Origin of the sequence: Hydrogenophaga sp., from assembly GCF_036675665.1 — a bacterium.
Lineage (GTDB): Bacteria > Pseudomonadota > Gammaproteobacteria > Burkholderiales > Burkholderiaceae_C > Hydrogenophaga.
In genome coordinates this window covers 20,372-44,702 of record NZ_JAKFEO010000051.1, presented here as the reverse complement: position 1 = coordinate 44,702, position 24,331 = coordinate 20,372, and the positions used below count along the sequence as shown (strand labels likewise).

The window sequence follows — 24,331 nt, the reverse complement described above, 5'->3', positions numbered from 1 at the left end:
TCGGGGTTCAGTAGTGGTACCGAAGCTGGGCAATCAACAGTGAAGCCCCTTCGACCTTGTAGACCATGCGGTGCTCGTCGTTGATGCGCCGCGACCAGAAGCCCGACAGGGCATGTTTGAGCGGCTCCGGTTTCCCGACGCCGGCGAACGGATCGCGCTTGACTTCGGCAATCAGCTTGTTGATCCGCTCCACCATCTTTCGGTCTTGCTTCTGCCAGTACACATAGTCTTCCCAGGCTTCGTCGGCAAAGATCAGCTTCACTGCGCCAGCTTTCTTTCCACGCCTTTGCCGGCAGACAGCTGCGCCGCAGCGGAGAGCAGGCGCTTGGCGTTCGTCGGGTTGCGCAGAAGATAGGCGGTTTCTTCAAGTGCTTGGTAGTCTTCAAGCGATAGCATCACCACCGATTGCTCGCCATTGCGCGTGATGATCAGCGCCTCGTGGTCGTCGCAAACGCGGTCCATGGTGCGGGCCAGGTTGGCGCGGGCAGACGAATAAGTGATGGCGTCCATGGTGATCTCCAGTAAGTACGTGTTATTGTACAACTCGGTTCCCGAAAGCGTTCAACCCCATCCGCAGTGCACCACCGCCCGCATGTCTCTCCTCCCCATCCGACTCTCCCCCGGCGCCGACCTTCGGCGCGCCCTGGAAGCGCTCCCGACCAGCCAGGGCACGGACTCCGCCTTCGTGGTGGCGGGCATGGGCAGTCTCGTGCAGGCCAGCCTGCGCTACGCGGACGCGCCAGACGCAAGCATGCTCACCGGGCCGCTGGAAATCGTGAGCCTGTCCGGCAGTCTCAGCGCGGCGGGTGCCCACCTGCACATGTCGGTGGCCGATGCAACGGGCCGTGTGGTCGGTGGTCACCTGGGCTACGGGAGCACGGTCAGGACCACGGCCGAGGTGCTGCTGGCGCTGCTGCCGCACGGCACGCTCACGCGCGAACACGATGAGGCAACGGGCTTCAAGGAACTGGTTGTCCGGTCTTCCGTGTGAGGGCCGTGAACATCCATCCAGGCATCAAGAATGAGGAAAGGAAACCGACATGCCAGCACACGAGAAGATCAACTACGTCGAGTACCCCGCCCGAGACCTCCAGGCCACCAAGGCGTTTTTCCAGACAGCTTTCGGCTGGTCGTTTGAGGACTACGGCCCCGAATACGTGGCCTTCTCGAACCAAGGCCTGGACGGTGGATTTTTCAGGTCGGACATGGCGGCCACCACCGGCAACGGCAGCGCACTCATCGTGTTCTACAGTGACAGCCTCGAAGAGACGCTGGCCAAGGTCACCGCCGCTGGCGGGAAGATCGTGAAACCGATCTTCCCGTTTCCGGGCGGGCGACGGTTCCATTTTCTTGAGCCCAGCGGCAACGAGTTTGCGGTGTGGTCCGCACCGGACGCCTGACGCCGGTGCAAACCGCATGGAAGTAAAGGAACCCCGATGCCCTTGTTAGGCCAAGCCGCCATGCTGCTGTCCTTCGACATCGTCGAAGAAGCAATCACCGAACACGATGACTGGCACACCCACGAACACTTGCCCGAGCGCCTGTCGATCCCCGGTTTTCTCAGGGGAACACGCTGGGTGGCCACCTCGGGGGCGCCCAGGTACCTCGTGCTCTACGAAGTCGAGCGCCTGGAAACGCTCGCCTCGCCCGCCTACCTGGAGCGCCTGAACAACCCATCGCCCTGGACGCAGAAGATGATGCCGAACTACCGCGGCATGACGCGCGGGCTGTGCACTGTGGCCAGCAGCCACGGGCATGGCTTGGGGAATTTTGGATTGCTGCTTCGCTTCAAGCCGGGTCCTGGCAACGACGCGTCACTCGAATCCTGGCTGAGCCAGGAGATGTTGCCCCCGCTCCCCGAGCAGCGTGGCCTGAGCAGCGTTCACCTGCTGCGCAGCGGTCTGACGCCCGAGATGACCGCTGAACAACGGATTCGGGGCGCCGACACCGGTGTGGACTGGGCCTTGCTCGTGACCGGCTATGAGCGCTCTGCCGTTGCCGGGCTCGCGCAGGCTCGCCTCGGCGCTGCGGCGTTGGAGCGGCACGGCGCTGTCGAGGTGGTGGGTGCGGGCTACGAGGCTGTTCACGCGCTCACCACAACCGAAGTGACATCCCTGGCAGCGAGGGTCAGGCCATGACCAGCGCTCTGCTGATCATCGACGTGCAACAAGGCCTGTGCGAAGGCGAGGGCCGTGCGTTCGAATCCGACGCGGTGATCGTGCGCATCAACCACCTGGCCGCCCAGGCCCGCAGCGCCCACGTGCCCGTGGTGTTCATCCAGCACGAGTCCCCGACCGGCTACCTGGAACACGCCAGCCGCGAATGGCAGCTGGCCGATGGCCTGCAGGTGGACCCGGGCGATTTTCGGGTGCGCAAGACCACGCCGGACTCATTCTTGAACACCGATCTCCAGGCGCTGCTGCAACTGCACGACGTGAGCGAGCTGATCGTCTGTGGCATGCACACCGAGTTCTGCGTGGACACCACCACCCGCCGCGCGCTCGCGCTGGGCTACCCGGTCACGCTGGTGGCCGACGCGCACACCTCGGCCGGCAATGCGGTGCTCACGCCGCGCCAGGTGATCGATCACCACAACGCGACGCTGACCAACATCGCCAGCTTTGGGCCACGCGTGCGCGCGGTGGCCAGCGCCGACTTGAAGATCGCGGCCTGAGGCGGTCGCTCAGCCCAGCGTCTTGAACGGCTGCAGGGCCGAGAGCGGCGTGAAGTCGCCCGCGCGCTTGTCCTTCATCGCGCTGATCGCTTCGCGCACGTGCGCGTTGCTCCACACCGCACCCTGCAGCCAGCCCATCTGGCGCAGGCTGTCTTCCACCGAGTGGTCGCGCGCGTAGTTCACCGCCTGCTTGGTGCCCCAGATGGCCACCGGGGGTTTGGACGCAATTTCTTTCGCGCACTGCAGCGCCGCGGCCACCGTGGCCTCGTGTGTGTCGAACACCTCGTTGACCAGGCCGTGGGCCAGCGCCTTGCTCGCACTCAGGCGGCGGCCGGTGTAGGCCAACTCCTTCACCACCGCCAGCGGCATCAGTTTGGGCAGGCGCTGCAGCGTGCCCACGTCGGCCACCATGCCGATGTTGATTTCCTGGATGCAGAAGAAGGCGTCGGCCGAGGCGTAGCGGATGCAGGCGGCGGTCACCATGTCGACCGCGCCACCGATGCAACCGCCCTGGATGGCACAGATCACCGGGATGCGCAGGTTCTCCAGTTTCGTGAAGGTGGCTTGCATGTCGGTGAGCAGGTCGAAGATGGCGGCGCGGCCTTCCGGGCTCTGGTCGTCCATGCTGATGGCGCCCGCGAACGTGTCCAGCGACATGCCGGCGCTGAAATGTTTGCCGGTGCTGCTGATCACCAGGGCGCGCGCGGTGCCTTCGTTGTGCAGCGTTGTCAGCACCTCATCGAGCTCGCGCCAGAAGGTCGGGTTCATGGTGTTGAGCTCGGCCGGGCGGCTCATCACCAGGTGGGCGACGCTATCCGTCGAGCTCAGGGAAAAGCAGGTCGTTGCGGTCATGGCGGGTCTTGTCTCGTGGTGGGGGTGGTGAAGCCGGCTCACTGTAGACCTGCGGCACGCTGCCGTCTGTCCCGGGCTTGACGAGCTTGCCGACGCGCACCCCGAGCAGGCGGATGCGCCGGGAGAGGTCCACCCGCTTGAGGCACAGGCCGGCTTGGCGGCGGATGGTCGCGGGGTCGGCGGTGAAGCTGTCCAGGGTCACGTCGCGCGTGACGCTCTGGAAGTTGTCGTAGCGCAGCTTGATGCCGATGGTCTTGCCCAGATAGCCCTTGTTGCCGAGGTCGGCGGCCACCTGTTCGCACAGGCGGGTGAAGATGGCGCCGAGCTCGGCGCGGTCGCGCACGGCGTGCAGGTCGCGCTCGAAGGTGGTCTCGCGGCTCATGCTCACCGGCTCGCTCTCGGTCTGCACCACGCGCTCGTCCCGGCCCCAGGACACCTCGTGCAGCCAGGCGCCGTAGCTCTTGCCGAAGTGTTCAACCAGCCATCCGCGTTCGCGCTGCGCGAGCTCGCCGATGGTGTGGATGCCGTGGCCTTGCAGTTTTTCATCGGCCTTGGGCCCCACGCCGTTGATCTTGCGGCAGGGCAGTGGCCAGATCAGCGCCTGCAGGTCGCCCGGTTGCACGATGCTGATGCCGTTGGGCTTGTTGAACTCGCTGGCCATCTTGGCAATCAGCTTGTTGGGTGCGACACCGATGGAGCAGGTCAGGCCCGTGGCCTGGAAGATGCTCTTCTGGATCAGTCGCGCCAGCACCCGCCCACCTTCGCGCTGGCCGCCGGGTACGTGGGTGAAGTCGATGTAGACCTCGTCCACGCCGCGGTCTTCCACCACCGGCGCGATCTCGCGGATGGTGCTCTTGAACAGGCGCGAAATGCGGCGCACCTCTTCAAAGTCCACCGGCAGCAGGATGGCCTGCGGGCACAGCTTGGCGGCCTTCATCAAGCCCATGGCCGAGCCCACGCCGAACTGCCGCGCCGCGTAGGTGGCGGTGGTGGCCACGCCGCGCCCGGTGTAGCCGGCCAGGCGCGGAAAGAAGTCGACCGGGATGTGGTCCAGGCTGTCGGTGGCCCATTCGCGATCCGGGTAGGCCTCGCGCAGGCGCAGCAGCAGGTCGTCCTCGCGCCGCCGTCCGCCGCCAATCACCACCGGCAGGCCTTTGAGCTGCGGGTAACGCAGCAACTCGACCGACGCGAAAAACGCGTCCATGTCCAGGTGCGCAATGCGCCGCGGCAGGGTCTGGTCGGAAGGGGCGTCCACGCGGTCGAGCATAGCGGGATTACCATGGCGCGAGATGCTGGCCCAAGGCCGGCACACCGTATCAGGAGGACTTTTCATGAACACCATTGCCCGCCTCGTCACCGCCCTGCTGATCGCCGCCGGCATCGCCATCGCCGGCTTCGCCGTGAGCCATGGTCTGGAGCGTTTCCGCATGTCGGACCGCTCGGTCACGGTCAAGGGTCTGGCCGAAAAGGACGTGGAGAGCGACTTCGCCGTGTGGACGCTGTCGTTCCGCCGTGCGGGCAACGACTTCGGCGGTGTGCAGCAGGCCCTGGCGGGTGACCGCGACAAGGTGGCGGCCTTCCTGAAGGCGCGTGGCTTTACCGACGCCGAGGTGGAGGCCAAGCCGCTGCAGGTGCAAGACCTGTTCACCCGCGAGTACGCGCAGGGCAACCAGCCGTTCCGCTTCAACGGCACCGGTCAGGTGCTGGTGAAATCGGCCCGCGTGGCCGAGGTGGAGGGTGCTGCCCGCGCGGTGGACCCGCTGATCCAGGCGGGTGTGCAGCTCGGTGGTGAGAACGAGGGCGGCCGCAGCGGACCGCGTTTCCAGTTGCGCGGCTTCAACGACATCAAGGCCCCGCTGCTGGCCGAAGCCACCCGCAACGCGCGCGAGCAGGCCGACAAGTTCGCGGCCGAAGCCGGCGCGCAGCTCGGCCCGCTGAAGAACGCCAACCAGGGCGTGATCCGCATCACCGGCGACGACGGCAACGATTTTGACGACGGCAGCTCGCGCATGAAGCGGTTGCGCGTGGTGAGCACGTTCGAATACGAGCTGAAGTGAACACCCCCCACGTCGCCTTCGGCACCACCCCCCTCAAGGGGGCGACACCTGAGGCCCGGCGGAGCCGGTTCCTCGGTGTCTCTGGTCGGGCGCTGCTTCTCGCCTCAAATGGCTTTCTGGATCAGCCAACCCTGAAACAGGTACGGCAACCGGGGCCCGACCAGTTCGGGCACGCCGCCCTTGTCTTCGACGCTGATCGCCAGCTGGGTGACGCCCTCCAGCGCGGCTTCTTTCGCAGGCAGCTGCAGCGTCTTGAACCTGCTCTGGATCACGCCCAAGGAGCGCGGTGGTTTGCCACCGGCGAGTGCCCACAGCTGCATGCTGTCCTCGCGCCCTTCCTTCACTTCGTTGAGCCGCTGCACCTGCAGCACCCCGGCCTGTGGGTCCATCGTCACCAGCAGGGCAGGTAGCTCCTGCGCATCCAGCAGCACCGACACGTAACGCACCTGCGGCGTGACCGCCAGGCGCTCCTGCAGGTGCACGATCTGCGCCTTGAGCTGCTCGTACATGCTGGCCATGGTGGCCGCGCCCACCAGCAGCACCAGCGCCAGCGCAACGCTGATGGCCAACCAGAGTTTCGAGGTGCGGGGCTGTGCCGCTGGATCGGTGGGGCTCATGGTGTTGCCGTGGGGAACGTGCCGGGCAGCAGGATCGATTTGTCCACCGTCTCGATGTTGGTGTGGCCGCAGAAGGCCATGGTGAGATCGAGCTCGCGGTGGATGATCTCCAGGCACTTGCTCACGCCGGCTTCGCCCATCGCGCCCAGGCCGTAGAGCATGGGCCGGCCGATGTAGACACCGCGCGCACCCAGCGCACGCGCCTTGAGCACGTCCTGGCCACTGCGGACGCCGCCGTCCATGTGCACCTCGATCTGGCCACCCACCGCGTCCACGATGGCCGGCAGCGCCTCGATGCTGCTCTGCGCCCCGTCGAGCTGGCGACCGCCGTGGTTGCTCACGATGAGCGCGTCGGCACCCGAAGCCACCGAGAGCTTCGCATCTTCCACGTCCTGGATGCCTTTCAGGATCAGCTTGCCGCCCCAGCGCTTCTTGATCCACTCCACGTCGCCCCAATTGAGCGCCGGGTCGAACTGCTGCGCCGTCCAGGCGCTCAGGCTGCTCATGTCGGCCACACCGCTGACGTGACCGACGATGTTGCCGAACTGCTTGCGTTTGGTGCCCAGCATGCCCAGCGCCCAGCGCGGCTTGCCGGCGATGTTGATCATGTTGGCGATGGTCAGCTTGGGCGGGGCGGACAGGCCGTTCTTCAGGTCCTTGTGGCGCTGGCCGAGGATCTGCAGATCGAGCGTGAGCACCAGTGCCGAGCACTTGGCCGCCTTGGCCCGGTCGATCAGGCGCTCGATGAAGGCGCGGTCCTTCATCACATACAGCTGGAACCAGAAACCTTCGCCGGCGTGCTGCGCCACGTCTTCAATGGAGCAGATGCTCATGGTGGAGAGCGTGAACGGGATGCCCATCTTTTTCGCGGCGCGTGCGGCCAGGATTTCGCCATCGGCGTGCTGCATGCCGGTGAGGCCGGTGGGCGCAATCGCCACCGGCATGGCCACGCTCTGGCCGACCATGGTGGTGCGGGTGCTGCGGTTCTCCATGTTGACCGCCACCCGCTGGCGCAACTTGATCTTCTGGAAATCACTGGCGTTGGCGCGGTAGGTGCCTTCGGTCCATGAACCGCTGTCGGCGTAGTCGTAGAACATGCGGGGCACGCGCTTCTGGGCGAGTACGCGCAGGTCTTCCACGGTGGTGATGACGGTCATGGGGTCTCCAGTGTTGTTGGGGCAGGCGTTGCGCCGATGGTAGCGGCGCCCCAGACAAATGGCTTGTGAAAGCGTGGCAGCGCGAATTGAAATTTTTGGTGAACAGCTCAGGGTGCCACGGGCAGGCACCGTGCGCGTTCGTCCGCGCTCAGGGGCTCCAGCCAGCCCAACTGCTGCTCCAGCACCGCCACCGTGGCCTCGGACGCATCGCCCCCGCGCCTCTGGCGCGCGGTGATGCGCTCGCGCAACGTGTCCAGCGGGGCCTCGGTCGCCAGGATGTGAAACGGGCAGCCGGCAGTCTGCGCCAGCGCGCGGAAGGCCTCGCGCTCGTGGCGGCGCAGGAAGGCCGCGTCCACCAGCACCGACCAGCCCTCTCGCAGCAGGTGCCGCGCACGCTCCAGCAGGTGGGTGTAGGTGTCGCCATGCGCCTGCGGGCTGTACAGGCCGGTGTTCAGGCCCGAACCGCTGGCCTGCGTGGCGCTCAGGCCGTGCAGGCGCTTGCGCTCCACGTCGGAGCGCAGGCGGATGGCCCGGCCCGTGGTCTCGGCTTGCAACCAGCGGCTGGAGGCCCAGGTCTTGCCGCTGCCCGAGAGGCCGTGCGTGATGACGAGTTGCGGCGCGGGCGGTGTTGCGATGCGCCGGGCCAGCGTGGTGTAGCCGCGCGCTTCGTCCAGCGAGGTGGCCACGTCGGCGCCCGCCTGCGCGCTGCGGATCACCGCCACCTTGGCGCGCACCAGCGCGCGGTAGACGGCGAAGAATGGCAGCACGTCGGGCGCGCTGGTGTCGCCGCCGGCGTCCAGCCAGTCACTGAGCAAGCCGTTGGCCAGACCGGGCTGGCCGTGGTCGAGCAGGTCCATCCAGACAAAGGCCATGTCGCTGGCGACGTCGATCCAGCGCAGCGCGTCGTTGAACTCGATGCCGTCGAAGGGCACCACCTCGTCGCCGATGAGCACGAGGTTGGCCAGGTGCAGGTCGCCGTGGCCTTCGCGCACCCGGCCTTCGCCCAGACGCTGCGCCATCTGCGGGGCCCGTTGCGTGAAGCTCGATTCGGTCCACTGGCTCAGTTGGCCGACCAGCGCTGCATCGCTGGCGTGGTTCAAGCCGTCGCGCAGGGTGCCGAGGTTGTCGCGCGCGAAAGCCAGGGTGTCCGCGGCCCGACCCCAGGTTCCGTCCGCGGGTGCCACCGCCGCCGCGGCCTGAAAACAGGCCATGCGCTGGGCCAGCGATGTGAGGTGTTCGGGCTTCAGGGCGCCGCGTGCGCACAGGTGGTCGAGTCGCCGGGCCTCGTCGAAGCGGCGCATGTGCACCGCCCATTCGATGGCCCGCTCCTCGTCTTGGCCGGGTTCGCCCCAGCGGGGCTGCTCGGCCGGGCCGACGATGGGCAGGGCGCCCAGGTAGAGGTGCGAGGCCGGGTTGCTGGTTTCAAAGCGCTGGTTGAGCCGCACCTCGGCCTGGCAGGCCGCGCGGCGCAGGTCGAGCGTGCCGAAGTCCATGAAGGGCAGGCGCACCGGCTTCTTGATCTTGTAGGCATGAACACCTGCCAGCAGCACCCACGCACCATGGGTTTCCATGAGCTCGACCTTCGCTGCCGTGTGCGGGTAGCGTGCCGGGTCCAGCAGGGCAACGATCAAGCGGGGCAGGGGAGCGTCCATGCGGCTCAACTGCAGCTCACACTCCCGCAGCCGCTCATGCTGGCCGGGCGCACGCGGCCGGGGTCGGCCAGGGTCTCGGTGTGCGTATCGAAGCCCACGGATTGCAAATGCAGCGCCAGTCCGGCGTCCATGCTGGCCGCGTGCTGCGGGAACCATTCGGCCAGTGCTTCGGCCAGGCGGGTGATGATGTCACGGTCGCCCTGCTGGTGGTGCGTCTCCACGGCCCGCATGGTCTCCAGAATGGTCGCGTGGTGGGCGGCGTGGCAGTTGTCGGGCGCGAAGCCGGTGGCCAGCATCCAGCGCTCTTCCTGGGCAAAGTGCTCCACCGTGTGAGCCAGGAAATCCTGGTACGGCGCCAACTGTTGATCGGCGGGGGTGGTCAGCAGCCGATTGAGCTGTTCCACGAATTCGGCGTGGGTGTGGTCCATGCGGTCGTCGCCCACCGACAGGGCGGACGACCATTCCAGGGTGGTGGTGGGGTGGGCTGTGTTTTCCATGAGCGCGACTCTAGCGCCGGCACGCCGGCCGGGGCTTGACACACATCAAGGCCCCAGGAACCCTGACGCTCCGAGCGAGTCAGAGGGACATGAAACCGAACAAGCTTCTCAAGACCTTGAGCCTGGTGGTCGCTTTCGGTCTGCCGCTGTCGGTGCTGAGCGCGGAGCTGGTGCGCTGGACCGACGACGGTGGCCGTCTGCACTACGGCGTCATCACCGATGTGCCGGCGCGCTACGCCGATCGCGTGGAATCCGCCACCGCGCCGCTGCCACCCGGTACGACGGCCTGCGAGGCGCGCTGGCACCGGTATGCGGCCAGCGCGGCGTGTTTTGACCAGTACCGCGTGGTGGGTGGTGGTCTCAAGCCGGAGGCCTTTCAGCGCTGCACCGAGGTGCCGCAGCCCGACCCTTGCAACTGACTCAGCCGAGCCGCACGCGGTGGCGTGCGATCTGCGCGCGCACCTGCGCCGGGGCTGTGCCGCCCAGCGTGTTGCGGGCATTCAGCGAGCCACGCAGGCTCAGGCACTCGTACACGTCCTTTTCGATCGACGCGTTGAAACCCTGCAGCACCGACAGCGGCAGCTCCGACAGGTCGCAGTTGTGCGTGACGGCCGCCTTGACCGCGTGGGCGACGGTTTCATGTGCATCGCGAAACGGCAGGCCCTTCTTCACCAGGTAGTCAGCGAGATCGGTGGCGGTGGCGTAGCCCTTCTTGGCTGCGTCTTCCATGGCGATGGCGTTGACGGTGATGCCGCCTTCCTTCGCACCCGTGGCCGGGTTCAGCTGTCCGCCCACCATTTCCACGAAGATGCGCAACGTGTCCTTCAAGGTGTCCACGGTGTCGAACAGCGGCTCCTTGTCTTCCTGGTTGTCCTTGTTGTAGGCCAGCGGCTGGCCTTTCATGAGCGTGATCAGACCCATGAGGTGGCCCACCACGCGGCCGGTCTTGCCGCGCGCGAGTTCGGGCACGTCGGGGTTTTTCTTCTGCGGCATGATCGATGAGCCGGTGGTGAAGCGGTCGGCGATCTTCACGAAGCCGAAGTTCTGGCTCATCCACAGAATCAGCTCTTCACTGAACCGGCTGATGTGCACCATGCACAGCGAAGCGGCGGCGGTGAATTCGATCGCGAAGTCGCGGTCGCTCACGCCGTCCAGGCTGTTCTGGCACACCTGCGGCTCTCCGCGCTCGTCGACCATGCCCAGGTTGCGCGCCACGCGCTCGCGGTCCAGCGGGTAGGTGGTGCCGGCCAGCGCGGCGCTGCCCAGCGGCAGGCGGTTGGTGCGGCGACGCACGTCGACCATGCGCTCGGCATCGCGCGAGAACATCTCCACATAGGCCAGCAGGTGGTGCGCGAAGCTCACCGGCTGGGCCACCTGCAGGTGGGTGAAGCCCGGCATGATCACTTCCACGTTCTTCTCGGCCACCTCCACCAGCGCGACTTGCAGCTCGCCCAGCAGCGGGATGATGAGGTCGATCTCGCTGCGCAGCCACAGGCGCACGTCGGTGGCCACCTGGTCGTTGCGACTGCGGCCGGTGTGCAGGCGTTTGCCGGCGTCGCCCACCAGTTGGGTCAGGCGGGCCTCGATGTTGAGGTGCACGTCTTCGAGATCGAGCTTCCACTCGAAGCTGCCGGCCTCGATCTCGGACGTGATCTGCGCCATGCCCTGCTGGATGGACGCCAGGTCGGCCGCGCCGATGATGCCTTGCGCGGCCAGCATCTCGGCGTGCGCGAGGCTGCCGGCGATGTCGGCCTGCCAGAGGCGTTTGTCGAAGAAGACGCTGGCGGTGTATCGCTTGACCAACTCGCTCATCGGCTCCGAGAATAGGGCGGACCAGGCTTCGGATTTCTTGTCGAGTTGGTTGGTGGACATACGGTGTTGCCAGCGGCTTTGGAGGGAAGAGAGGAGCGGAGGACCGCAGAACAAGGGGCAGGCAAGAGGGCTTGAATGATCTTTCGATCGCAGCGCCGTGTGGTTCCAGGGCGCGGTGCCCGGATCAACGCACAATTCCACGTCGACCGACCCGAGCATTGACGCACGCCCCATGAAAGACTCCCGAATTTTATCGACCTTCCAGGATCTGCCCAGCACCCTGGGCACGCAGTCGCTGGAGGAGATGCCCGAGCACATCCGGGCCCGCGACCGTGTGTTCGACACCTGCCAGGTGGGCGTGGTGCTGCGGGCGGTGCTGTTCGTGCAGGCCATCGTGGCGGTGGCAGCCATCTTTGGCGCGGCCAACCCGGTGGGTTGGATCACCCAGATGGCGGTGCTCACCGGCGCGGCGCTGCCGGCCGTGCTGGCCTGGCTGCTGTGTGTGTGCGCGCTCAAACGAAGACTCGGGCGCATGGAGGTCCAGGCCCAATGGGTGACGGGCATCGGACTGGGTGTGCTGGCTGGCCTGTACGGCTGTGGCTTGCTGGTGCTCATGGGGCTGGCCAGCGCGGCGCCCTGGGTGGCCAGCGGAGCTTCGGGCGCGCTGGTCTCGGCGGTGCTGGTGGGCGCGCTGGTGTGGCGCGCCAAGGCCCGCATGCCCGCGGGCACCGCCGCGCGGCTGGCCGAGCTGCAGGCCCGCATCCGGCCGCATTTCCTGTTCAACACGCTCAACAGCGCGATCGCTCTGGTGCGCGAGGAACCCGCCAAGGCCGAAAATCTGCTGGAAGACCTGAGCGAACTGTTTCGCCACGCCCTGGCCGACGCCCAGGAGGCGGTTCCCCTGTGGCAGGAGCTGGAGCTGGCCGAGCACTACCTGGCCATCGAACAGGTGCGCTTTGGCGACCGGTTGAAGGTGGAGTGGAGTGTGGACGACGCGGCCTCCAAGGCCAAATTGCCACCCCTCATCCTGCAGCCACTGGTGGAGAATGCGGTGAAGCACGGTGTGGAGCCCAGCCCCTCGGGCGCGGTGGTGCGCATCAGCACCCAGCGGCGCGGGAGTCTGGTGGTGATCAAGGTCACCAACACCGTGCCGGCGGGCAGCGGGAGGCGTGGCAACGGCCTGGCGCTGGACAACGTTCGGCAGCGCCTGGCGCTGTTGCACGATGTTCAGGGCAGGTTCCAGAGCGCATTGGTCAATGGGGTGTTTCAGGTTCGCCTTGAAATACCGGTATAAGCGGGTATTGAACGGGTCTGGCTACGGAGCGTGACATGACACTGAAGGTACTGATCGTTGACGATGAAGCATTGGCGCGGTCACGGCTGCGCACTCTGCTGGGCGAATGCAGCGAGCCGCGCGCGGACGTGGTGGGCGAGGCGGCCAACGCCGTGCAGGCGATGGAGCTGATCCAGCGCACCGGATGTGATCTGGTGATGCTGGACATCCACATGCCCGGCGTGGACGGCATGACCTTGGCCAAGACCCTGCGCGAGCTGGCGGCGCCACCGGCGGTGGTGTTCATCACCGCCTACGCCGAACACGCGGTGCAGGCGTTTGACCTGGAAGCGGTGGACTACCTGACCAAGCCGGTGCGCCGCGAGCGTCTGCAGCAGGCCCTGCAGAAGGTGCAACGTCTGCGCGCCGAAACCGCTGCCGATGTGGGGTTGCCCGAGAGCCTGATCATCCAGGAACGGGGTCGCAGCGAGCGCGTGGCGCTGGCCGACGTGATCTACCTCAAGGCCGAGCTGAAATACATCACGGTGCGCACGGCCGACAAGGAACACATCTTTGATGGCGCGCTGAGTGATCTGGAGCAGCGCTACGCGCACCTGTTCGTGCGCGTGCACCGCAATGCCCTGGTGTCGCGCCGCGCGGTGCGGGCGGTGGAGAAGCACAACGACCCGGTCGAGGGCGAGGGCTGGACGGTGCGTCTGGACGGGGTAGAGGAGCGTCTTGCTGTCTCGCGCCGTCAACTGGCGGCGGTTCGTGAAGCTTTGATGAGCTGAAACCTGGCTCCCCCCGCGCCGACTGCGGCGTCACCCCCCAGGGGGCAACACCTGCGGCCCGGCGGAGCCGGTTCCGCGGTGTTCTGGTCTTAGCTCCCCCCTCGTTCGCGGGGGCAGTCGGTTTCAGACCTCGGCAGCTTCCACCAGAAACCGCACCCGCCGCTGACCCTGCCATTCATCCGCATCCAGGCGAAACGCGATCTTCACGCGTGCCGGCAAGGGCTCGGTGTGGCCGAACCAGATGCCGTCCACCGGCTCGCCCTGGTGCTTGAGCTTGAGCGCCAGGTGCTTTTCACCCACCAGCCGCTGCGAGATCACCTGCACCTCCTCGCAAAAGACAGGCGGCGCGAACCCCTGACCCCACACCTCCTTGTGCAGCGTGTCCACCAGATCGGCGCGGCGGTACTTCGTGTCCAGTGCGCCGTCGGCCTCCATGCGGCGCTGCAGCGTGGCCGCGTCCAGCCACTCGTGGGCCACCTGCTGCAGTGCGGTTTCAAACGTTTCCAGATGTTCCTCGTCGATGGTGCAGCCGGCCGCCATGGCATGGCCGCCAAAGCGCAACAACACACCCGGGTGGCGCTTGGCCACGAGGTCGAGCGCGTCGCGCAGATGAAAACCCGCGATCGATCGGCCCGAGCCCTTGAGCTCGTTTTCCTTGCCCTCGGCACCACTGGAGGCAAACACGAAGGTGGGTCGGTGCAGTTTGTCCTTCAGGCGCGAGGCCACGATGCCGACCACGCCTTCGTGAAAGTCGGGATCGAACACCACGAGCGCGGGCGGTGGCTCCTCGGATTCGTCGAACATCTCCTCGGCCATCTGCAGCGCCTGGTCGCGCATGTCCCCCTCGATCGCCTTGCGCTCCCGGTTGATGCCGTCCAGCGTGCGCGCCAACTCGTCCGCGCGCAACGCGTCGTCGGTGGTCAGGCATTCGATGCCCAGCGTCATGTCGGCGAGGCGCCCGGCGGCGTTCAGGCGCGGGCCGAGCGCGAAGCCAAAGTCAAAGCCGGTGGCGGCGTCGGGCTTGCGCGTGGCCACGTTGAACAAGGCCGTCATGCCCGGCGGCATGGCACCCGCGCGCACCCGCTTCAAACCCTGGGCCACGAGACGGCGGTTGTTGGCATCGAGCTTGACCACGTCGGCCACGGTGCCCAGCGCCACGAGCGGCAGCAGCGCGTCAATGCGCGGTTGCTCCTGCGCAGTGAACACACCGCGCTCGCGCAACTCCGCACGCAGCGCCAGCAGCACATAGAACATCACGCCCACGCCCGCGATCGACTTGCTCTCGAAGGTGCAGCCCGGCTGGTTGGGGTTCACGATGATGCAGTCCTGCGGCAGCGCCACCTCGCCGTCCTTGATGGCGGGCAGGTGGTGGTCGGTGACGATCACCTGCAGACCGAGTTCACGCGCGGCGCGCACGCCGTCCACGCTGGCGATGCCGTTGTCCACCGTCACCAGCACGTCAGCGCCCTGCGCCTTCACGCGTCTGGAAATCGAGGGTGTTAGACCGTAGCCGTCGGTCACGCGGTCGGGAACGAGGTAGTTGACCCGGTCGAAACCCATGGGCGCGCCCAGCAGGCGCAGGCCGCGCAGACCCACCGCGCAGGCCGTGGCGCCATCGCAGTCGTAGTCGGCCACGATGCAGATGGCCTTGTTGGCGGCCATGGCGTCGGCCAGGGCGCGCGCGGCGTCCTGCGCACCGAGCATCGAGCTGGGCGGCAGCAGGCGAGCGAGGGCGTCGTCGAGTTCGTCCGTGCTGGTGATGCCGCGCGCGGCGAACAGGCGCGCCAGCAGCGGGTGCAGGCCGCCTTGCTCCAGCGCCCAGGCGGCGCGGGGTGGTACGTCGCGGGTGATGATCTTCATAGGGTTTCCAACGTCTTCCAGGCCGGGGCATGGCCCAGCAGGTTCTTGATGAGGCGCCCGGCGCGCGCCACGGCACCGCGCGGGGCGTTCGTGAAGCGCTGCGCCGCGCGCTCGCCGCACAGGGTGAGTGTGACCGGCTCGCCGCGGCGCGCGCGATCCAACATGCCTTTGATGTCGCTGGTGTCCAGCGCAGCCCAGGCGTCTTTCCAACGTGTCCAGTCGGCCTGCAGGGCAGCGTTGCGCAGCGCATCCGGCATGGCCGGTGGTGGTTGCAGCCTTGTCGGGTGGTCGATGGCGCCCGCGCCACTGAGCCAGAAGCCGTTGACCGGGTGCAGGCGCAGCGCTTCGCGCGCGTCGTGCGCCGGGTGTGTGTAGAACAGCATTTGCGCTTCGCTCTGCAGCCGCTTGAGCAACTGTCCACCCGCCGGGTTGGCCGAGCTGTTGGTCATCCAGGCCTCCACCGAGCGGCCGCCCACGCGGTCCAGGCTGGCGCAGGCGATCCCGCGCAGCACCTCGCCACTCGCGTGCCAGCGCGTGGCGGACTCAAAGCGCAGCGTGATGCCGTCCTCGGCGCAGTAGGGCGCCAGCGCATCGAAGAGAGGGCGCGCGTGCTCGTCGGTCAGGCCCAACTGGTCGCCGGGCAGCAGCGTCACCTGCTCCATGCCCACCTGAAAGTGGCAGGGCGTGAACCAGGCCTGGGGTTGCCCAGGCTCGGCGCTGGCCGCTGCGGCCCAAGGCAGCAGGCCGTCGGGGTAGGCCGAGCCATCCGCCCGCACCAGGCCGATGGCCTGGGCCCGGGCGCGTTCGTGGGGTGGGCTCAGGCTGTGGTCGGAGCCGCTGTCGGTGTGCACGGGCTGGAGCTCGGCCAGCAAGGCGGTGAGGTGTGGCAGTTGCAAGTCCGGCAGCACCGCCCGGCAAGCGGGGTCGCTGGCGCTGGCGAAAGGAACCAGCAGGTGCGTGGCAGGCTCAGAGGCCATGTGGGGAACGGGCATGACACGATTGTCGGGGATGCCACAATGCCCGCTGGACCTCACATGCAAACTCCCTACGAACTCATTCTCGGCTGGCGCTACACGCGCGCCGGCCGCGCCACCCGGCGCAACGGCTTCATCTCCTTCATCTCGGGCGTGTCCATGCTGGGCATTGCGTTGGGTGTGGCCGCGCTGATCATCGTGCTCTCGGTCATGAACGGCTTCCAGAAGGAAGTGCGCGACCGCATGCTCGGTGTGCTCTCGCACATCGAGGTGTTCGAGCCCGGCGGCCAGGCCATTCCCAACCTGGCCGACACGCTGGCGAAGATCGAGCGCCATCCCGAGGTGGTGGGCGCGGCGCCGTTCGTGGGCGCGCAGGCACTCATCGCGCGCGGCGAAGACATGAAGGGCGCGCTGGTGCGCGGCATCGACCCGGCGCTGGAGCCCAAGGTGACCGACCTCGCGGCCCAGTTGGCGGATACGGTGTTGCCGCGTCTGGTGCCCGGTGAATTCGGCGTGATCCTGGGCGGTGAACTCGCGCGCAGCCTGGGCGTGATCGCCGGCGACGGCGTCACGCTCATCGCCCCCAGCGGGCAAGTGACTCCGGCCGGCGTGGTGCCCCGCATCCGCCAGATGACGGTGGTGGGCACGTTTGATTCGGGCCACTACGAATACGACTCGGCATTGGCCCTGCTGCACCAGGAAGATGCCGCGCGCATTTTTCGCGTGGAAGGCCCGACCGGTGTGCGCGTGAAGATCAGGGACCTGCACGCCGCGCGCGAGGTGGCCGTGTCCATCGCCGCCGACCTCGACCCCGGCTTGCTGGTGCGCGACTGGACGCGCCAGAACCGCACCTGGTTTGCCGCGGTGCAACTCGAAAAACGCATGATGTTCATCATCCTCACGCTGATCGTGGCCGTGGCGGCGTTCAACCTCGTGTCCACGCTGGTGATGACGGTGACCGACAAGCGCGCCGACATCGCCATCCTGCGCACGCTGGGCGCGAGCCCGCAGAGCATCATGGGGGTGTTCATGGTGCAGGGCGCCATGGTGGGCGTGATCGGCACCGGCGCGGGCCTGCTGCTCGGCCTGGGCATCGCCTTCAACATCGACACCCTGGTGCCCGCGCTGGAACGCATGCTCGGCGCGAGCTTCCTGCCGCAGGACATCTACCTCATCAGCCGCATGCCCAGCGACCCACAGCAGACCGACATCCTGCCGGTGGCCGTGATCTCGCTGGTGCTCTCGTTCCTGGCCACGATCTACCCGAGCTGGCGCGCAAGCCGCGTCAACCCAGCTGAGGCTTTGCGCTATGAGTGAAATCCAGAATCCCGTCCGCCCTGAACCTGTCGAAGGGCTCACGAGGGTTTCGACAGGCTCAACCCGAACGGACGTGGTGTTGAGCGCCACCGGCCTCACCAAACGCTTCCACGAAGGCCGGCTCGACGTCACCGTGCTCACCGGCGTGGACCTCACGGTGCGCGCGGGCGAGACCGTGGCCATCGTCGGGGCCTCGGGCTCTGGCAAGAGCACCTTGCTGCACCTGCTGGGCGGGCTGGACGCACCCACCAGTGGCAGCGTGCAACTCATGGGGCAGACCATGTCGGGACTGAGCGCCACGCAGCAGGGCGTACTGCGCAATCAGCACCTGGGCTTCGTGTACCAGTTCCACCACCTGTTGCCCGAGTTCAGTGCGCGCGACAACGTGGCCATGCCGCTGTGGATCCGCCGTCTGCCGCGCCCCGAGGCCGCCGAACAGGCCAGGAAGATCCTCGCGCGTGTGGGTCTGGCCGAGCGCCTGGGCCACCGCCCGGCCGAGCTCTCGGGCGGCGAGCGCCAGCGCGTGGCGATTGCGCGTGCCCTGGTCACGCAGCCGGCTTGCGTGCTGGCCGACGAGCCCACCGGCAACCTGGACCGCAATACCGCCGAAGGTGTGTTTCAGCTGATGCTGGAGCTGGCTCGCGACCAAGGCACTGCCTTCATCGTCGTCACGCACGACGAGACGCTGGCCGCACGCTGCGGCCGCGTGCTGCGCTTGACGACCGGCGTGTTGACCTGAATCGAACCGAGTCGGGAATTCAGGGCTTCGTTCTTGTGAAGCGCAGGGGTTTCTCCAACCCCTGCACGTGCATCAGCATCGTCCTGCCACGCACTTCGAGCCGCTGTGCCTTCTGCAGCGCGTCGAGGTAGCGTGTTTCCTGTTCGTCCACCGCGGGCGCACACGCCATGCGCGTACCGCCCAGCTGGCCGAGCGCAATGCGATCCTGCATCAGCGTGTACGAACCGAAGAAGCGGTTGCACGAGCTGCTGCCGGCCACGCGCCCGGCTTCGGGAAATGCGAGGGTGGCTTGCACCCGGTCGAGCACGCCGCGCCCGCCCAGATCTTCCAGCTGCCATTCGCTGCCCACCAGTGGTGCGGCGCCGGGGGGGGCCGGCAGAGCGCAGGCGGTGAGCGACAGCAACAGGGGAGCGGCAAACCAGGAGAGGCGGGGCATGGTGGGTCCTTTCGGGATGGCGTCGACCCTGGATCGGGCTTGTCGGCACAATGGCACGTTATACCGCCATGTGGATCGACACACACTGCCATCTGGACGCGCCTGAATTTGGCGTCGACCATGTCCTGGCGCTCCGCATGCGCGAGCGTGCTGCTGCGCTGGGTGTGGGCAGGTGCGTGATCCCGGCGGTGGAGCGCTCCAACTTCGACACGGTGCGCCAGCTCGCGCACCGGCTGGGTGACGCCTACGCCCTGGGCATCCACCCGCTGTGTGTACCGCGCGCGCAGGACACCGATCTGGATGCGCTCGACGCGGCACTGACCGAGCACCGCGACGATCCACGGCTGGTCGCCGTGGGCGAAATCGGGCTCGACTTCTTCGTACCCGCGCTGTGCACGCCCGAGATGCGGGAACGCCAGGCCTTGTTCTACCGCGCGCAGCTGCGGCTGGCACGCAAGCACCGCCTGCCGGTGATCGTGCATGTGCGGCGCAGCGCCGACCAGTTGCTCAAGCACCTGCGCGAACTGTCCACGGGTGGGGGCATCGCGCACGCGTTCAATGGAAGCGAGCAGCAGGCGCAGGCCTTCCTGGGGCTGGGTTTCAAGCTGGGTTTTGGTGGCGCCTGCACCTTTGAGCCGGCGCGGCAGTTGCGTCGGCTCGCCGCCGAGTTGCCGCTGACGTCCCTGGTGCTGGAGACCGACGCGCCCGACATTCCGCCGCACTGGCTCTACGCCACGGCGGCCGAGCGGGCAGCGGGCCGGGCGCAAGGCGTCAACAGCCCGGTCGAGCTGCCGCGCATCGGTGGGGTGGTGGCCGAGCTGCGTGGCATGCCGGTCGATGCGTTGATGGAGGCCACCACCGCCAATGCCCTGGCCGCATTGCCGCGGCTGGTGGCGCTGGCAGAGGCGGCATGAGCCGTTTGCAGGGTTTGCCGCCGGTGCTCGACGCCAACACGCGTGTGCTGGTGCTGGGCAGTTTCCCCGGCGTGGCATCGTTGCGCGCGCAACAGTACTACGGTCATCCGCAGAACCATTTCTGGAAGATCCTGGGCGCGTTGTGGCGGTTGCCCCTGCCCGCCATGGCCTACCCCGAGCGTGTAGCCACCTTGCTGGCGCATGGTCTGGGCGTGTGGGATGTGTACGGGGCTTGTGAGCGTGAGGGCAGCCTGGACGCGAACATCCAGAACGCGGAGCTCAACGATTTTGCGCAGGTGTTGCGCTCGTGTCCGTTGCTCGAAGCGATCGCGCACAACGGTGGCGAGAGTTTTCGGCATGCGCGGCACACCGAAAAGCTGGGTTTGCCGGTCTACAGGCTGCCGTCCACCAGCCCGGCGAATGCGAGCTGGAGTTTCGATCGCAAGCTGGCGGCCTGGGCCGAGGTGTTGCGTCGGCATGGGGTGGTGGCTTAGGGGGCCGTTTTGTTGCGGGGGGACATCCGCGGAGCCGGACGCCCCGGTCGCCGCTGACCGTTGCAGCCGGAGAAAAAACCTCAGGCAGCCACAGTGCGATGCAGCACAGGCGTCTCAGGCACCGGATACCCCGCCGCACCAAACGTGCTCACCACCGCCTTGTGCGTGTCGAAGTAGACCTGCCAGTAGTGGTCGGTGTGCGTGTACGGACGCACGCAGAGCAGGGGCCCCTCGGGCGTGAACTGCAGGATTTCCACGTCGGGCGCGGGCGACGAGACCACGTTGGGGATCGCGGCCACGGCGGTGCGCAGGCGCGCCATGGCGTCGTTCACGTCCACGCTGTTCGCCACCTTGGCCAGGCAGTCCACGCGGCGGAACGGCTCGTGGCTGAAGTTCTGGATGTTGTCGGAGAACACCTTGTTGTTGCCCACGATGGTGGTCACGTTGTCGGGTGTGAGGATGGTGGTGGCGAACAGGCCGAGCTCCTTCACGGTGCCGGTGGTGCCGCCCGCGCAGATGAAATCACCCACCTTGTAGGGCCGCAGCACCTGCAGGAAGATGCCCGCCGCGAAGTTCGCCAGCATGCCGCTCCAGGCCACGCCGATGGCCAGGCCCGCGCCGGCCAGCAAGGCCGCGAACGAGGTGGTGCGCACGCCGAAGATGTCCAGGATCGCGAGGATCAGGACGATGGTCAGCAGCACCGAGATGATCGACTTGAGGTAGTGGATCAGCGTCTGGTCGAGCTTGCGGCCCTTTTCCATCGCCCGCCCCATCAGGCCAACGGCAATGCCGATCAGCCAGCGCCCCACGATCCACGCCGCAATGGCGCCGAGCACCTTGAGGCCGAAGTCGGCCCCCTGCGTGACGAGAAAATCCCAGATGACTTCCGTGTTCATAATCATTCCTCCTCAGGTCAGATACAAAAATGCAGCACCCACTTCACCCGCTCGGGGATCCGAATCCCTTCGATACCCTGCCCCCCTTGGCCGAGGCATTGTGCTACAGGCCATGCCCTTGTGCCGACGGGGTTGCCGCATGAAGGCCGGCGCCAACGCCGCCGCACGCAAGCGAAGCACGGTGCAGACCTTGCCCGACGTGACCATCTCCGAAGACAGCGAGGTGCGCTTCCTGCACCTGGGCACCGAGTGGATCCAGGGCTCCATGCTGCTGGACGCACCGTTCGACATCGAGCTCGACTACGTCCAGCGCATGATGGCCTGGCTGCTGTTCGTCGAGCCCGATTCGGTGGGCAAACGCCGCGCCTTGCAGCTCGGCCTGGGGTCGGCTGCGCTCACCAAGTTCTGCTTCAAGAAGCTGCGTATGGACACCACCGCCATCGAGATCAACCCGCAGGTGGTGGTGGTGTGTCGCAGCTGGTTCAAGCTGCCCGCCGATGGGCCCAGGCTGCGCGTGGTGCTGGCCGATGCGGGCGAGGAGATTCGCCGGGCCGACCACCTGGGCGACTATGACGCGCTGCAGGTGGACCTGTACGATCACGAAGCCGCCGCACCGGTGCTCGACAGCCCGGATTTCTACGCCGACTGCCGCAACGCCCTCACCGACGAAGGCTGCCTCACGGTCAACCTGTTCGGGCGCGACGCCAGCTACGAGCGCTCGCTGCAAAGCCTGTGCGCCGCGTTTGGCGACGATGCCGTGTGGGCCTTCAAGCCCACGCGCGAAGGCAACACCGTGGTGCTCGCCCTGCGCACGCCCCACCGGCCCACGCGCATGCAGTTGCTGGCGCGGGCCGAGCTTGTGCAGGAACGCTGGGGTCTGCCTGCGGTCAAGTGGTTGAAGCTGTTCAAACCCGTTGCCTGAAATACCCATGAAACAAGCCACCAGATCCCCTGCTGCAACAGACCACACGGGCCCCCTGGACTGGCGCACGCTGGTGCAGTGGCTGCAGGATGACGGTGTGATCTCCAGCGCCGAGGCCGAGCGCACCGTGGCGCGCTGCGCTTCGGCGCACAGTGCGCAGCACCCGCTGCAACGCCTGTCGGTGGTGGGCATGGCGCGCAAGGCCGACAGCCATGTGCTCGACGTGGAGCTGCTCACGCAGTGGCTGGCCCAGCGCAGCGGGCTGGAGTACATGCGCATCGATCCGCTCAAGGTGGACGTGGGCAAGGTGGCCGACGTGATGAGCGCGGCCTACGCCGAGCGCCACAAGGTGCTTCCAGTGCAGGTGAGCCCCGCCGAGGTGGTGGTGGCCACGGCCGAACCGTTCATTCGGGACTGGGTGCCCGAGGTGCAGCGCCAGACGCGCAAGACCGTGCGCCTGGTGCTCGCCAGTCCGCAGGCCATCAGCAGTTTCACCGCCGAGTTCTTCGCGCTCGCCAAGTCGGTGCGCGCGGCCAGCAAGAGTGGTGGTCAGAACGGCTTCGGCAGCTTCGAGCAACTGGTGGAACTGGGCAAGGCCAACAAACAGCTCGACGCCAACGACCAGGGCGTGGTGCAGGTGGTCGACTGGTTGTGGCAGTACGCCTTTGACCAGCGCGCCAGCGACATCCACCTGGAGCCGCGGCGCGAACAGGGCGTGATCCGCTTTCGTATCGATGGCGTGCTGCACCCGGTCTACCAGATGCCCATCGGTGTGCTCACCGCCATGACCGCGCGCATCAAGCTGCTCGGGCGCATGGACGTGGTGGAGCGCCGGCGCCCGCAGGACGGCCGCATCAAGACGCTGCGCCCCGGCGTGGCGGGCGTGCGCGGTGAAGAGGTGGAGATGCGCCTGTCTACGCTGCCCACCGCGTTTGGTGAAAAACTCGTCATGCGCATCTTCGATCCCGAGTCGACGGTGAAGGACCTCAGTGCCTTGGGCTTCGCCGCCCACGACGCGCAGCGCTGGGAGGCGCTCACCAAACACCCGCATGGCATCGTGCTGGTGACCGGTCCCACCGGTTCGGGCAAGACCACCACGCTCTACGCCACGCTCAAGCGCCTGGCCACCGAAGAGGTGAATGTGAGCACGGTGGAAGACCCGATCGAGATGATCGAGCCGGCCTTCAACCAGACGCAGGTGCAGGCCCACCTGGACCTGGACTTTGCGCAGGGCCTGCGCGCCCTCATGCGGCAGGACCCGGACATCATCATGGTGGGCGAAGTGCGCGATCTCGCCACCGCCGAGATGGCGGTGCAGGCCGCGCTCACCGGCCACCTGGTGTTCACCACGCTGCACACCAACGACGCGCCCTCGGCCATCATGCGGCTGATGGAGCTGGGCATTCCGCCCTACCTCATCAATGCCACGGTGCTCGGCGTGCTCGCGCAGCGCCTGGTGCGCACGCTGTGCCTGGCCTGCAGAACGCAGCAGGACAAGACCCAGGCCGCTGCATCGCGCGAGTCGCTGGCCGAGCTGGTCAAGCCCTGGCAGATCAGTGGCAGCTACCGGCCCTACCAGCCCGTGGGTTGTGTGGATTGCCGCATGACCGGGTTTCGCGGGCGCATGGGCCTGTACGAGCTGCTCACGGTCACCGAATCGTTCAAGGACAAGGTCAGCCGCGAGCCGCGCCTGGATGCGCTGCGCAAGCAGGCCGTGGCCGACGGCATGCGCCCGCTGCGCCTGGCCGGTGCCATGCGCGTGGCCGAGGGCCTGACCACCATGGACGAGGTGCTGGCCTGCACGCCACCGGTGCAGTGAGGCCCGCAGCGGGCATCAGTCCCGCCCGAGTCCGTGCCTGAACTGCTCGGCGGCATCGATCAGGTCCCACACCTCCTGACCCAGCGCGGCGGCATCGAGCTCGATGTCCACCACGCGCTGGTACACCGCCGCGTTCTCGGCGGGCTCGATGCCCAGGCGGTCGCTGTCTGCGAGTCTGGTGTTGCCCATCAACAAGGCCTCGCACAGCGATGCGCGCGGGCCACTGTGGCGGGGCAGGGCGCAGATGTGGGCCTGCATCACCAGCTTGGGCTCGTTGTCGCGGGGGCGCAGCACCACCCGGGTGTCGTTCACGCGCAGCACGGTCGAACCGCGGCGCGAATCGGTCAAGGCTTTCAGCAAGGTGTCGATGTGTTCGAGGAGCGGCGCGGGACGTGGAGAAGATGGCATGTGGCAAACCCTGTGAGACGTGTTCGGAGCCACCGCAGGCTGGGTGCGGAGCAGGCTGTGGCACAGGTTAGGGACTTGCTGGCGTGCGGGGTGATCGCGCAGGGCTTCATCAAAGTGAAGTCATGCGTGCGACAGGAATGCCTGGGCGATCGGCACGAGGCATGCCCCGC

The 24,331-nt window shown here is 67.2% G+C and carries 28 protein-coding genes; 14 read left to right on the top strand and 14 right to left on the bottom strand.

What is annotated here, in order from left to right; translation table 11 throughout:
* Positions 1 to 7: 7 nt before the first annotated feature.
* The gene (locus tag V6M63_RS17510) at positions 8 to 262 is read right to left on the bottom strand and encodes a Txe/YoeB family addiction module toxin (RefSeq protein WP_332743971.1); all 255 of its coding nucleotides are present in this window, start codon (positions 260 to 262) and stop codon (positions 8 to 10) included.
* Entirely contained in the window at positions 259 to 510 is a 252-nt protein-coding gene (locus tag V6M63_RS17505; RefSeq protein WP_332743969.1) for a type II toxin-antitoxin system Phd/YefM family antitoxin, read from the bottom strand. Before V6M63_RS17505 ends, V6M63_RS17510 begins: the two co-directional genes overlap by 4 nt.
* Before the next feature lie 82 nt (positions 511 to 592).
* Between V6M63_RS17505 and V6M63_RS17500 the strand changes: the two genes are divergently transcribed.
* Genes V6M63_RS17500 through V6M63_RS17485 form a run of 4 tightly spaced genes read left to right on the top strand, consistent with a single transcriptional unit; the run spans position 593 to position 2,674 of the window.
* A complete protein-coding gene (locus V6M63_RS17500; RefSeq protein WP_332743967.1) occupies positions 593 to 991 on the top strand; it encodes a PPC domain-containing DNA-binding protein in 399 nt (132 codons plus the stop codon).
* A 49-nt stretch (positions 992 to 1,040) separates the two neighbouring features.
* On the top strand, positions 1,041 to 1,400 hold the full coding sequence (locus tag V6M63_RS17495; RefSeq protein WP_332743965.1) for a VOC family protein: 360 nt from the start codon (positions 1,041 to 1,043) through the stop codon (positions 1,398 to 1,400).
* A 36-nt stretch (positions 1,401 to 1,436) separates the two neighbouring features.
* Entirely contained in the window at positions 1,437 to 2,138 is a 702-nt protein-coding gene (locus V6M63_RS17490) for a hypothetical protein (RefSeq protein WP_332743963.1), read from the top strand.
* Positions 2,135 to 2,674, top strand: coding sequence for a cysteine hydrolase family protein (locus tag V6M63_RS17485; protein ID WP_332743962.1), 540 nt, complete (start codon positions 2,135 to 2,137; stop codon positions 2,672 to 2,674). The genes V6M63_RS17490 and V6M63_RS17485 overlap by 4 nt, the downstream gene beginning before the upstream one ends.
* 9 nt (positions 2,675 to 2,683) lie before the next feature.
* Here V6M63_RS17485 and V6M63_RS17480 read toward each other — a convergent pair whose 3' ends face one another.
* Positions 2,684 to 3,526: an enoyl-CoA hydratase-related protein gene (locus V6M63_RS17480; RefSeq protein WP_332743961.1), complete on the bottom strand. Its 843-nt coding sequence runs from the start codon at positions 3,524 to 3,526 to the stop codon at positions 2,684 to 2,686.
* On the bottom strand, positions 3,486 to 4,793 hold the full coding sequence (locus V6M63_RS17475) for a Y-family DNA polymerase (RefSeq protein WP_332743958.1): 1,308 nt from the start codon (positions 4,791 to 4,793) through the stop codon (positions 3,486 to 3,488). Before V6M63_RS17475 ends, V6M63_RS17480 begins: the two co-directional genes overlap by 41 nt.
* A 64-nt stretch (positions 4,794 to 4,857) precedes the next feature.
* Here V6M63_RS17475 and V6M63_RS17470 point away from each other — a divergent pair, with 64 nt between their 5' ends.
* Complete coding sequence (locus tag V6M63_RS17470; protein ID WP_332743956.1) at positions 4,858 to 5,583, top strand: SIMPL domain-containing protein; 726 nt, start codon at positions 4,858 to 4,860, stop codon at positions 5,581 to 5,583.
* A gap of 104 nt (positions 5,584 to 5,687) precedes the next feature.
* Here the strand turns inward: V6M63_RS17470 and V6M63_RS17465 are convergent, their stop codons facing one another.
* The 4 genes from V6M63_RS17465 to V6M63_RS17450 all read right to left on the bottom strand — a co-directional run bounded on the left by V6M63_RS17465 (position 5,688) and on the right by V6M63_RS17450 (position 9,506).
* Complete coding sequence (locus V6M63_RS17465; RefSeq protein WP_332743954.1) at positions 5,688 to 6,200, bottom strand: anti-sigma factor domain-containing protein; 513 nt, start codon at positions 6,198 to 6,200, stop codon at positions 5,688 to 5,690.
* Complete coding sequence (locus tag V6M63_RS17460; RefSeq protein ID WP_332743952.1) at positions 6,197 to 7,357, bottom strand: alpha-hydroxy acid oxidase; 1,161 nt, start codon at positions 7,355 to 7,357, stop codon at positions 6,197 to 6,199. Before V6M63_RS17460 ends, V6M63_RS17465 begins: the two co-directional genes overlap by 4 nt.
* A gap of 107 nt (positions 7,358 to 7,464) precedes the next feature.
* Complete coding sequence (locus tag V6M63_RS17455; protein ID WP_332743950.1) at positions 7,465 to 9,009, bottom strand: bifunctional aminoglycoside phosphotransferase/ATP-binding protein; 1,545 nt, start codon at positions 9,007 to 9,009, stop codon at positions 7,465 to 7,467.
* Between the two features lie 5 nt (positions 9,010 to 9,014).
* Positions 9,015 to 9,506 carry a hemerythrin domain-containing protein gene (locus V6M63_RS17450; RefSeq protein WP_332743948.1) on the bottom strand — a complete coding sequence of 164 codons (492 nt, stop codon included), beginning with the start codon at positions 9,504 to 9,506 and terminating at the stop codon, positions 9,015 to 9,017.
* 89 nt (positions 9,507 to 9,595) lie between these two features.
* On the opposite strand from V6M63_RS17450, the gene V6M63_RS17445 reads away from it, so the two are divergent.
* A complete protein-coding gene (locus V6M63_RS17445; protein WP_332743946.1) occupies positions 9,596 to 9,925 on the top strand; it encodes a hypothetical protein in 330 nt (109 codons plus the stop codon).
* 1 nt (position 9,926) lies between these two features.
* Here V6M63_RS17445 and argH read toward each other — a convergent pair whose 3' ends face one another.
* Positions 9,927 to 11,378, bottom strand: a complete 1,452-nt coding sequence (gene argH, locus V6M63_RS17440; RefSeq protein WP_332743944.1) for an argininosuccinate lyase — start codon at positions 11,376 to 11,378, stop codon at positions 9,927 to 9,929.
* A 172-nt stretch (positions 11,379 to 11,550) separates the two neighbouring features.
* On the opposite strand from argH, the gene V6M63_RS17435 reads away from it, so the two are divergent.
* Together V6M63_RS17435 and V6M63_RS17430 are read left to right on the top strand one after the other, a co-directional pair.
* Positions 11,551 to 12,612 (top strand): sensor histidine kinase, encoded by a 1,062-nt coding sequence (locus tag V6M63_RS17435; RefSeq protein WP_332743942.1) that lies wholly within the window; start codon positions 11,551 to 11,553, stop codon positions 12,610 to 12,612.
* Between the two features lie 35 nt (positions 12,613 to 12,647).
* Positions 12,648 to 13,382, top strand: a complete 735-nt coding sequence (locus V6M63_RS17430; protein ID WP_056269634.1) for a LytR/AlgR family response regulator transcription factor — start codon at positions 12,648 to 12,650, stop codon at positions 13,380 to 13,382.
* A gap of 123 nt (positions 13,383 to 13,505) precedes the next feature.
* Here the strand turns inward: V6M63_RS17430 and recJ are convergent, their stop codons facing one another.
* Positions 13,506 to 15,242, bottom strand: coding sequence for a single-stranded-DNA-specific exonuclease RecJ (gene recJ, locus V6M63_RS17425; protein WP_332743939.1), 1,737 nt, complete (start codon positions 15,240 to 15,242; stop codon positions 13,506 to 13,508).
* Complete coding sequence (locus tag V6M63_RS17420; RefSeq protein WP_332743937.1) at positions 15,239 to 16,234, bottom strand: phosphoglycerate mutase; 996 nt, start codon at positions 16,232 to 16,234, stop codon at positions 15,239 to 15,241. The genes recJ and V6M63_RS17420 overlap by 4 nt, the downstream gene beginning before the upstream one ends.
* A 42-nt stretch (positions 16,235 to 16,276) precedes the next feature.
* On the opposite strand from V6M63_RS17420, the gene V6M63_RS17415 reads away from it, so the two are divergent.
* Together V6M63_RS17415 and lolD are read left to right on the top strand one after the other, a co-directional pair.
* On the top strand, positions 16,277 to 17,533 hold the full coding sequence (locus V6M63_RS17415) for a lipoprotein-releasing ABC transporter permease subunit (RefSeq protein WP_332743935.1): 1,257 nt from the start codon (positions 16,277 to 16,279) through the stop codon (positions 17,531 to 17,533).
* Between the two features lie 73 nt (positions 17,534 to 17,606).
* Positions 17,607 to 18,272, top strand: a complete 666-nt coding sequence (gene lolD, locus V6M63_RS17410; protein WP_332743933.1) for a lipoprotein-releasing ABC transporter ATP-binding protein LolD — start codon at positions 17,607 to 17,609, stop codon at positions 18,270 to 18,272.
* A 19-nt stretch (positions 18,273 to 18,291) separates the two neighbouring features.
* On the opposite strand, the gene V6M63_RS17405 is transcribed toward lolD, so the two are convergent.
* Positions 18,292 to 18,708: an META domain-containing protein gene (locus V6M63_RS17405; RefSeq protein ID WP_332743931.1), complete on the bottom strand. Its 417-nt coding sequence runs from the start codon at positions 18,706 to 18,708 to the stop codon at positions 18,292 to 18,294.
* 68 nt (positions 18,709 to 18,776) lie between these two features.
* Here V6M63_RS17405 and V6M63_RS17400 point away from each other — a divergent pair, with 68 nt between their 5' ends.
* Together V6M63_RS17400 and V6M63_RS17395 are read left to right on the top strand one after the other, a co-directional pair.
* Positions 18,777 to 19,622 (top strand): TatD family hydrolase, encoded by an 846-nt coding sequence (locus V6M63_RS17400; RefSeq protein ID WP_332743929.1) that lies wholly within the window; start codon positions 18,777 to 18,779, stop codon positions 19,620 to 19,622.
* Entirely contained in the window at positions 19,619 to 20,116 is a 498-nt protein-coding gene (locus V6M63_RS17395; protein WP_332743927.1) for a DNA-deoxyinosine glycosylase, read from the top strand. Before V6M63_RS17400 ends, V6M63_RS17395 begins: the two co-directional genes overlap by 4 nt.
* Before the next feature lie 80 nt (positions 20,117 to 20,196).
* Here V6M63_RS17395 and V6M63_RS17390 read toward each other — a convergent pair whose 3' ends face one another.
* Positions 20,197 to 21,012, bottom strand: coding sequence for a mechanosensitive ion channel family protein (locus V6M63_RS17390; RefSeq protein ID WP_332743925.1), 816 nt, complete (start codon positions 21,010 to 21,012; stop codon positions 20,197 to 20,199).
* A gap of 139 nt (positions 21,013 to 21,151) precedes the next feature.
* Here V6M63_RS17390 and V6M63_RS17385 point away from each other — a divergent pair, with 139 nt between their 5' ends.
* Both V6M63_RS17385 and V6M63_RS17380 read left to right on the top strand, forming a co-directional pair.
* Positions 21,152 to 21,934: a spermidine synthase gene (locus V6M63_RS17385; RefSeq protein ID WP_332743923.1), complete on the top strand. Its 783-nt coding sequence runs from the start codon at positions 21,152 to 21,154 to the stop codon at positions 21,932 to 21,934.
* Between the two features lie 7 nt (positions 21,935 to 21,941).
* On the top strand, positions 21,942 to 23,753 hold the full coding sequence (locus V6M63_RS17380) for a GspE/PulE family protein (protein WP_332743921.1): 1,812 nt from the start codon (positions 21,942 to 21,944) through the stop codon (positions 23,751 to 23,753).
* A gap of 15 nt (positions 23,754 to 23,768) precedes the next feature.
* Here the strand turns inward: V6M63_RS17380 and V6M63_RS17375 are convergent, their stop codons facing one another.
* Entirely contained in the window at positions 23,769 to 24,161 is a 393-nt protein-coding gene (locus tag V6M63_RS17375; protein ID WP_332743919.1) for a type III secretion system chaperone, read from the bottom strand.
* Between the last annotated feature and the right edge of the window lie 170 nt (positions 24,162 to 24,331).

Coding starts and splice junctions, on each gene's coding strand:
- V6M63_RS17500 (WP_332743967.1), top strand. CDS start 593: ATGTCTCTCCTCCCCATCCGACTCTCCCCCGGCGCCGACCTTCGGCGC.
- V6M63_RS17420 (WP_332743937.1), bottom strand. CDS start 16,234: ATGCCCGTTCCCCACATGGCCTCTGAGCCTGCCACGCACCTGCTGGTT.
- V6M63_RS17505 (WP_332743969.1), bottom strand. CDS start 510: ATGGACGCCATCACTTATTCGTCTGCCCGCGCCAACCTGGCCCGCACC.
- V6M63_RS17470 (WP_332743956.1), top strand. CDS start 4,858: ATGAACACCATTGCCCGCCTCGTCACCGCCCTGCTGATCGCCGCCGGC.
- V6M63_RS17495 (WP_332743965.1), top strand. CDS start 1,041: ATGCCAGCACACGAGAAGATCAACTACGTCGAGTACCCCGCCCGAGAC.
- V6M63_RS17375 (WP_332743919.1), bottom strand. CDS start 24,161: ATGCCATCTTCTCCACGTCCCGCGCCGCTCCTCGAACACATCGACACC.
- argH (WP_332743944.1), bottom strand. CDS start 11,378: ATGTCCACCAACCAACTCGACAAGAAATCCGAAGCCTGGTCCGCCCTA.
- V6M63_RS17480 (WP_332743961.1), bottom strand. CDS start 3,526: ATGACCGCAACGACCTGCTTTTCCCTGAGCTCGACGGATAGCGTCGCC.
- recJ (WP_332743939.1), bottom strand. CDS start 15,242: ATGAAGATCATCACCCGCGACGTACCACCCCGCGCCGCCTGGGCGCTG.
- V6M63_RS17390 (WP_332743925.1), bottom strand. CDS start 21,012: ATGAACACGGAAGTCATCTGGGATTTTCTCGTCACGCAGGGGGCCGAC.
- V6M63_RS17380 (WP_332743921.1), top strand. CDS start 21,942: ATGAAACAAGCCACCAGATCCCCTGCTGCAACAGACCACACGGGCCCC.
- V6M63_RS17385 (WP_332743923.1), top strand. CDS start 21,152: ATGAAGGCCGGCGCCAACGCCGCCGCACGCAAGCGAAGCACGGTGCAG.
- V6M63_RS17450 (WP_332743948.1), bottom strand. CDS start 9,506: ATGGAAAACACAGCCCACCCCACCACCACCCTGGAATGGTCGTCCGCC.
- V6M63_RS17475 (WP_332743958.1), bottom strand. CDS start 4,793: ATGCTCGACCGCGTGGACGCCCCTTCCGACCAGACCCTGCCGCGGCGC.
- V6M63_RS17460 (WP_332743952.1), bottom strand. CDS start 7,357: ATGACCGTCATCACCACCGTGGAAGACCTGCGCGTACTCGCCCAGAAG.
- V6M63_RS17430 (WP_056269634.1), top strand. CDS start 12,648: ATGACACTGAAGGTACTGATCGTTGACGATGAAGCATTGGCGCGGTCA.
- V6M63_RS17465 (WP_332743954.1), bottom strand. CDS start 6,200: ATGAGCCCCACCGATCCAGCGGCACAGCCCCGCACCTCGAAACTCTGG.
- V6M63_RS17435 (WP_332743942.1), top strand. CDS start 11,551: ATGAAAGACTCCCGAATTTTATCGACCTTCCAGGATCTGCCCAGCACC.
- V6M63_RS17445 (WP_332743946.1), top strand. CDS start 9,596: ATGAAACCGAACAAGCTTCTCAAGACCTTGAGCCTGGTGGTCGCTTTC.
- V6M63_RS17405 (WP_332743931.1), bottom strand. CDS start 18,708: ATGCCCCGCCTCTCCTGGTTTGCCGCTCCCCTGTTGCTGTCGCTCACC.
- V6M63_RS17455 (WP_332743950.1), bottom strand. CDS start 9,009: ATGGACGCTCCCCTGCCCCGCTTGATCGTTGCCCTGCTGGACCCGGCA.
- V6M63_RS17415 (WP_332743935.1), top strand. CDS start 16,277: ATGCAAACTCCCTACGAACTCATTCTCGGCTGGCGCTACACGCGCGCC.
- V6M63_RS17400 (WP_332743929.1), top strand. CDS start 18,777: ATGTGGATCGACACACACTGCCATCTGGACGCGCCTGAATTTGGCGTC.
- V6M63_RS17485 (WP_332743962.1), top strand. CDS start 2,135: ATGACCAGCGCTCTGCTGATCATCGACGTGCAACAAGGCCTGTGCGAA.
- V6M63_RS17490 (WP_332743963.1), top strand. CDS start 1,437: ATGCCCTTGTTAGGCCAAGCCGCCATGCTGCTGTCCTTCGACATCGTC.
- V6M63_RS17395 (WP_332743927.1), top strand. CDS start 19,619: ATGAGCCGTTTGCAGGGTTTGCCGCCGGTGCTCGACGCCAACACGCGT.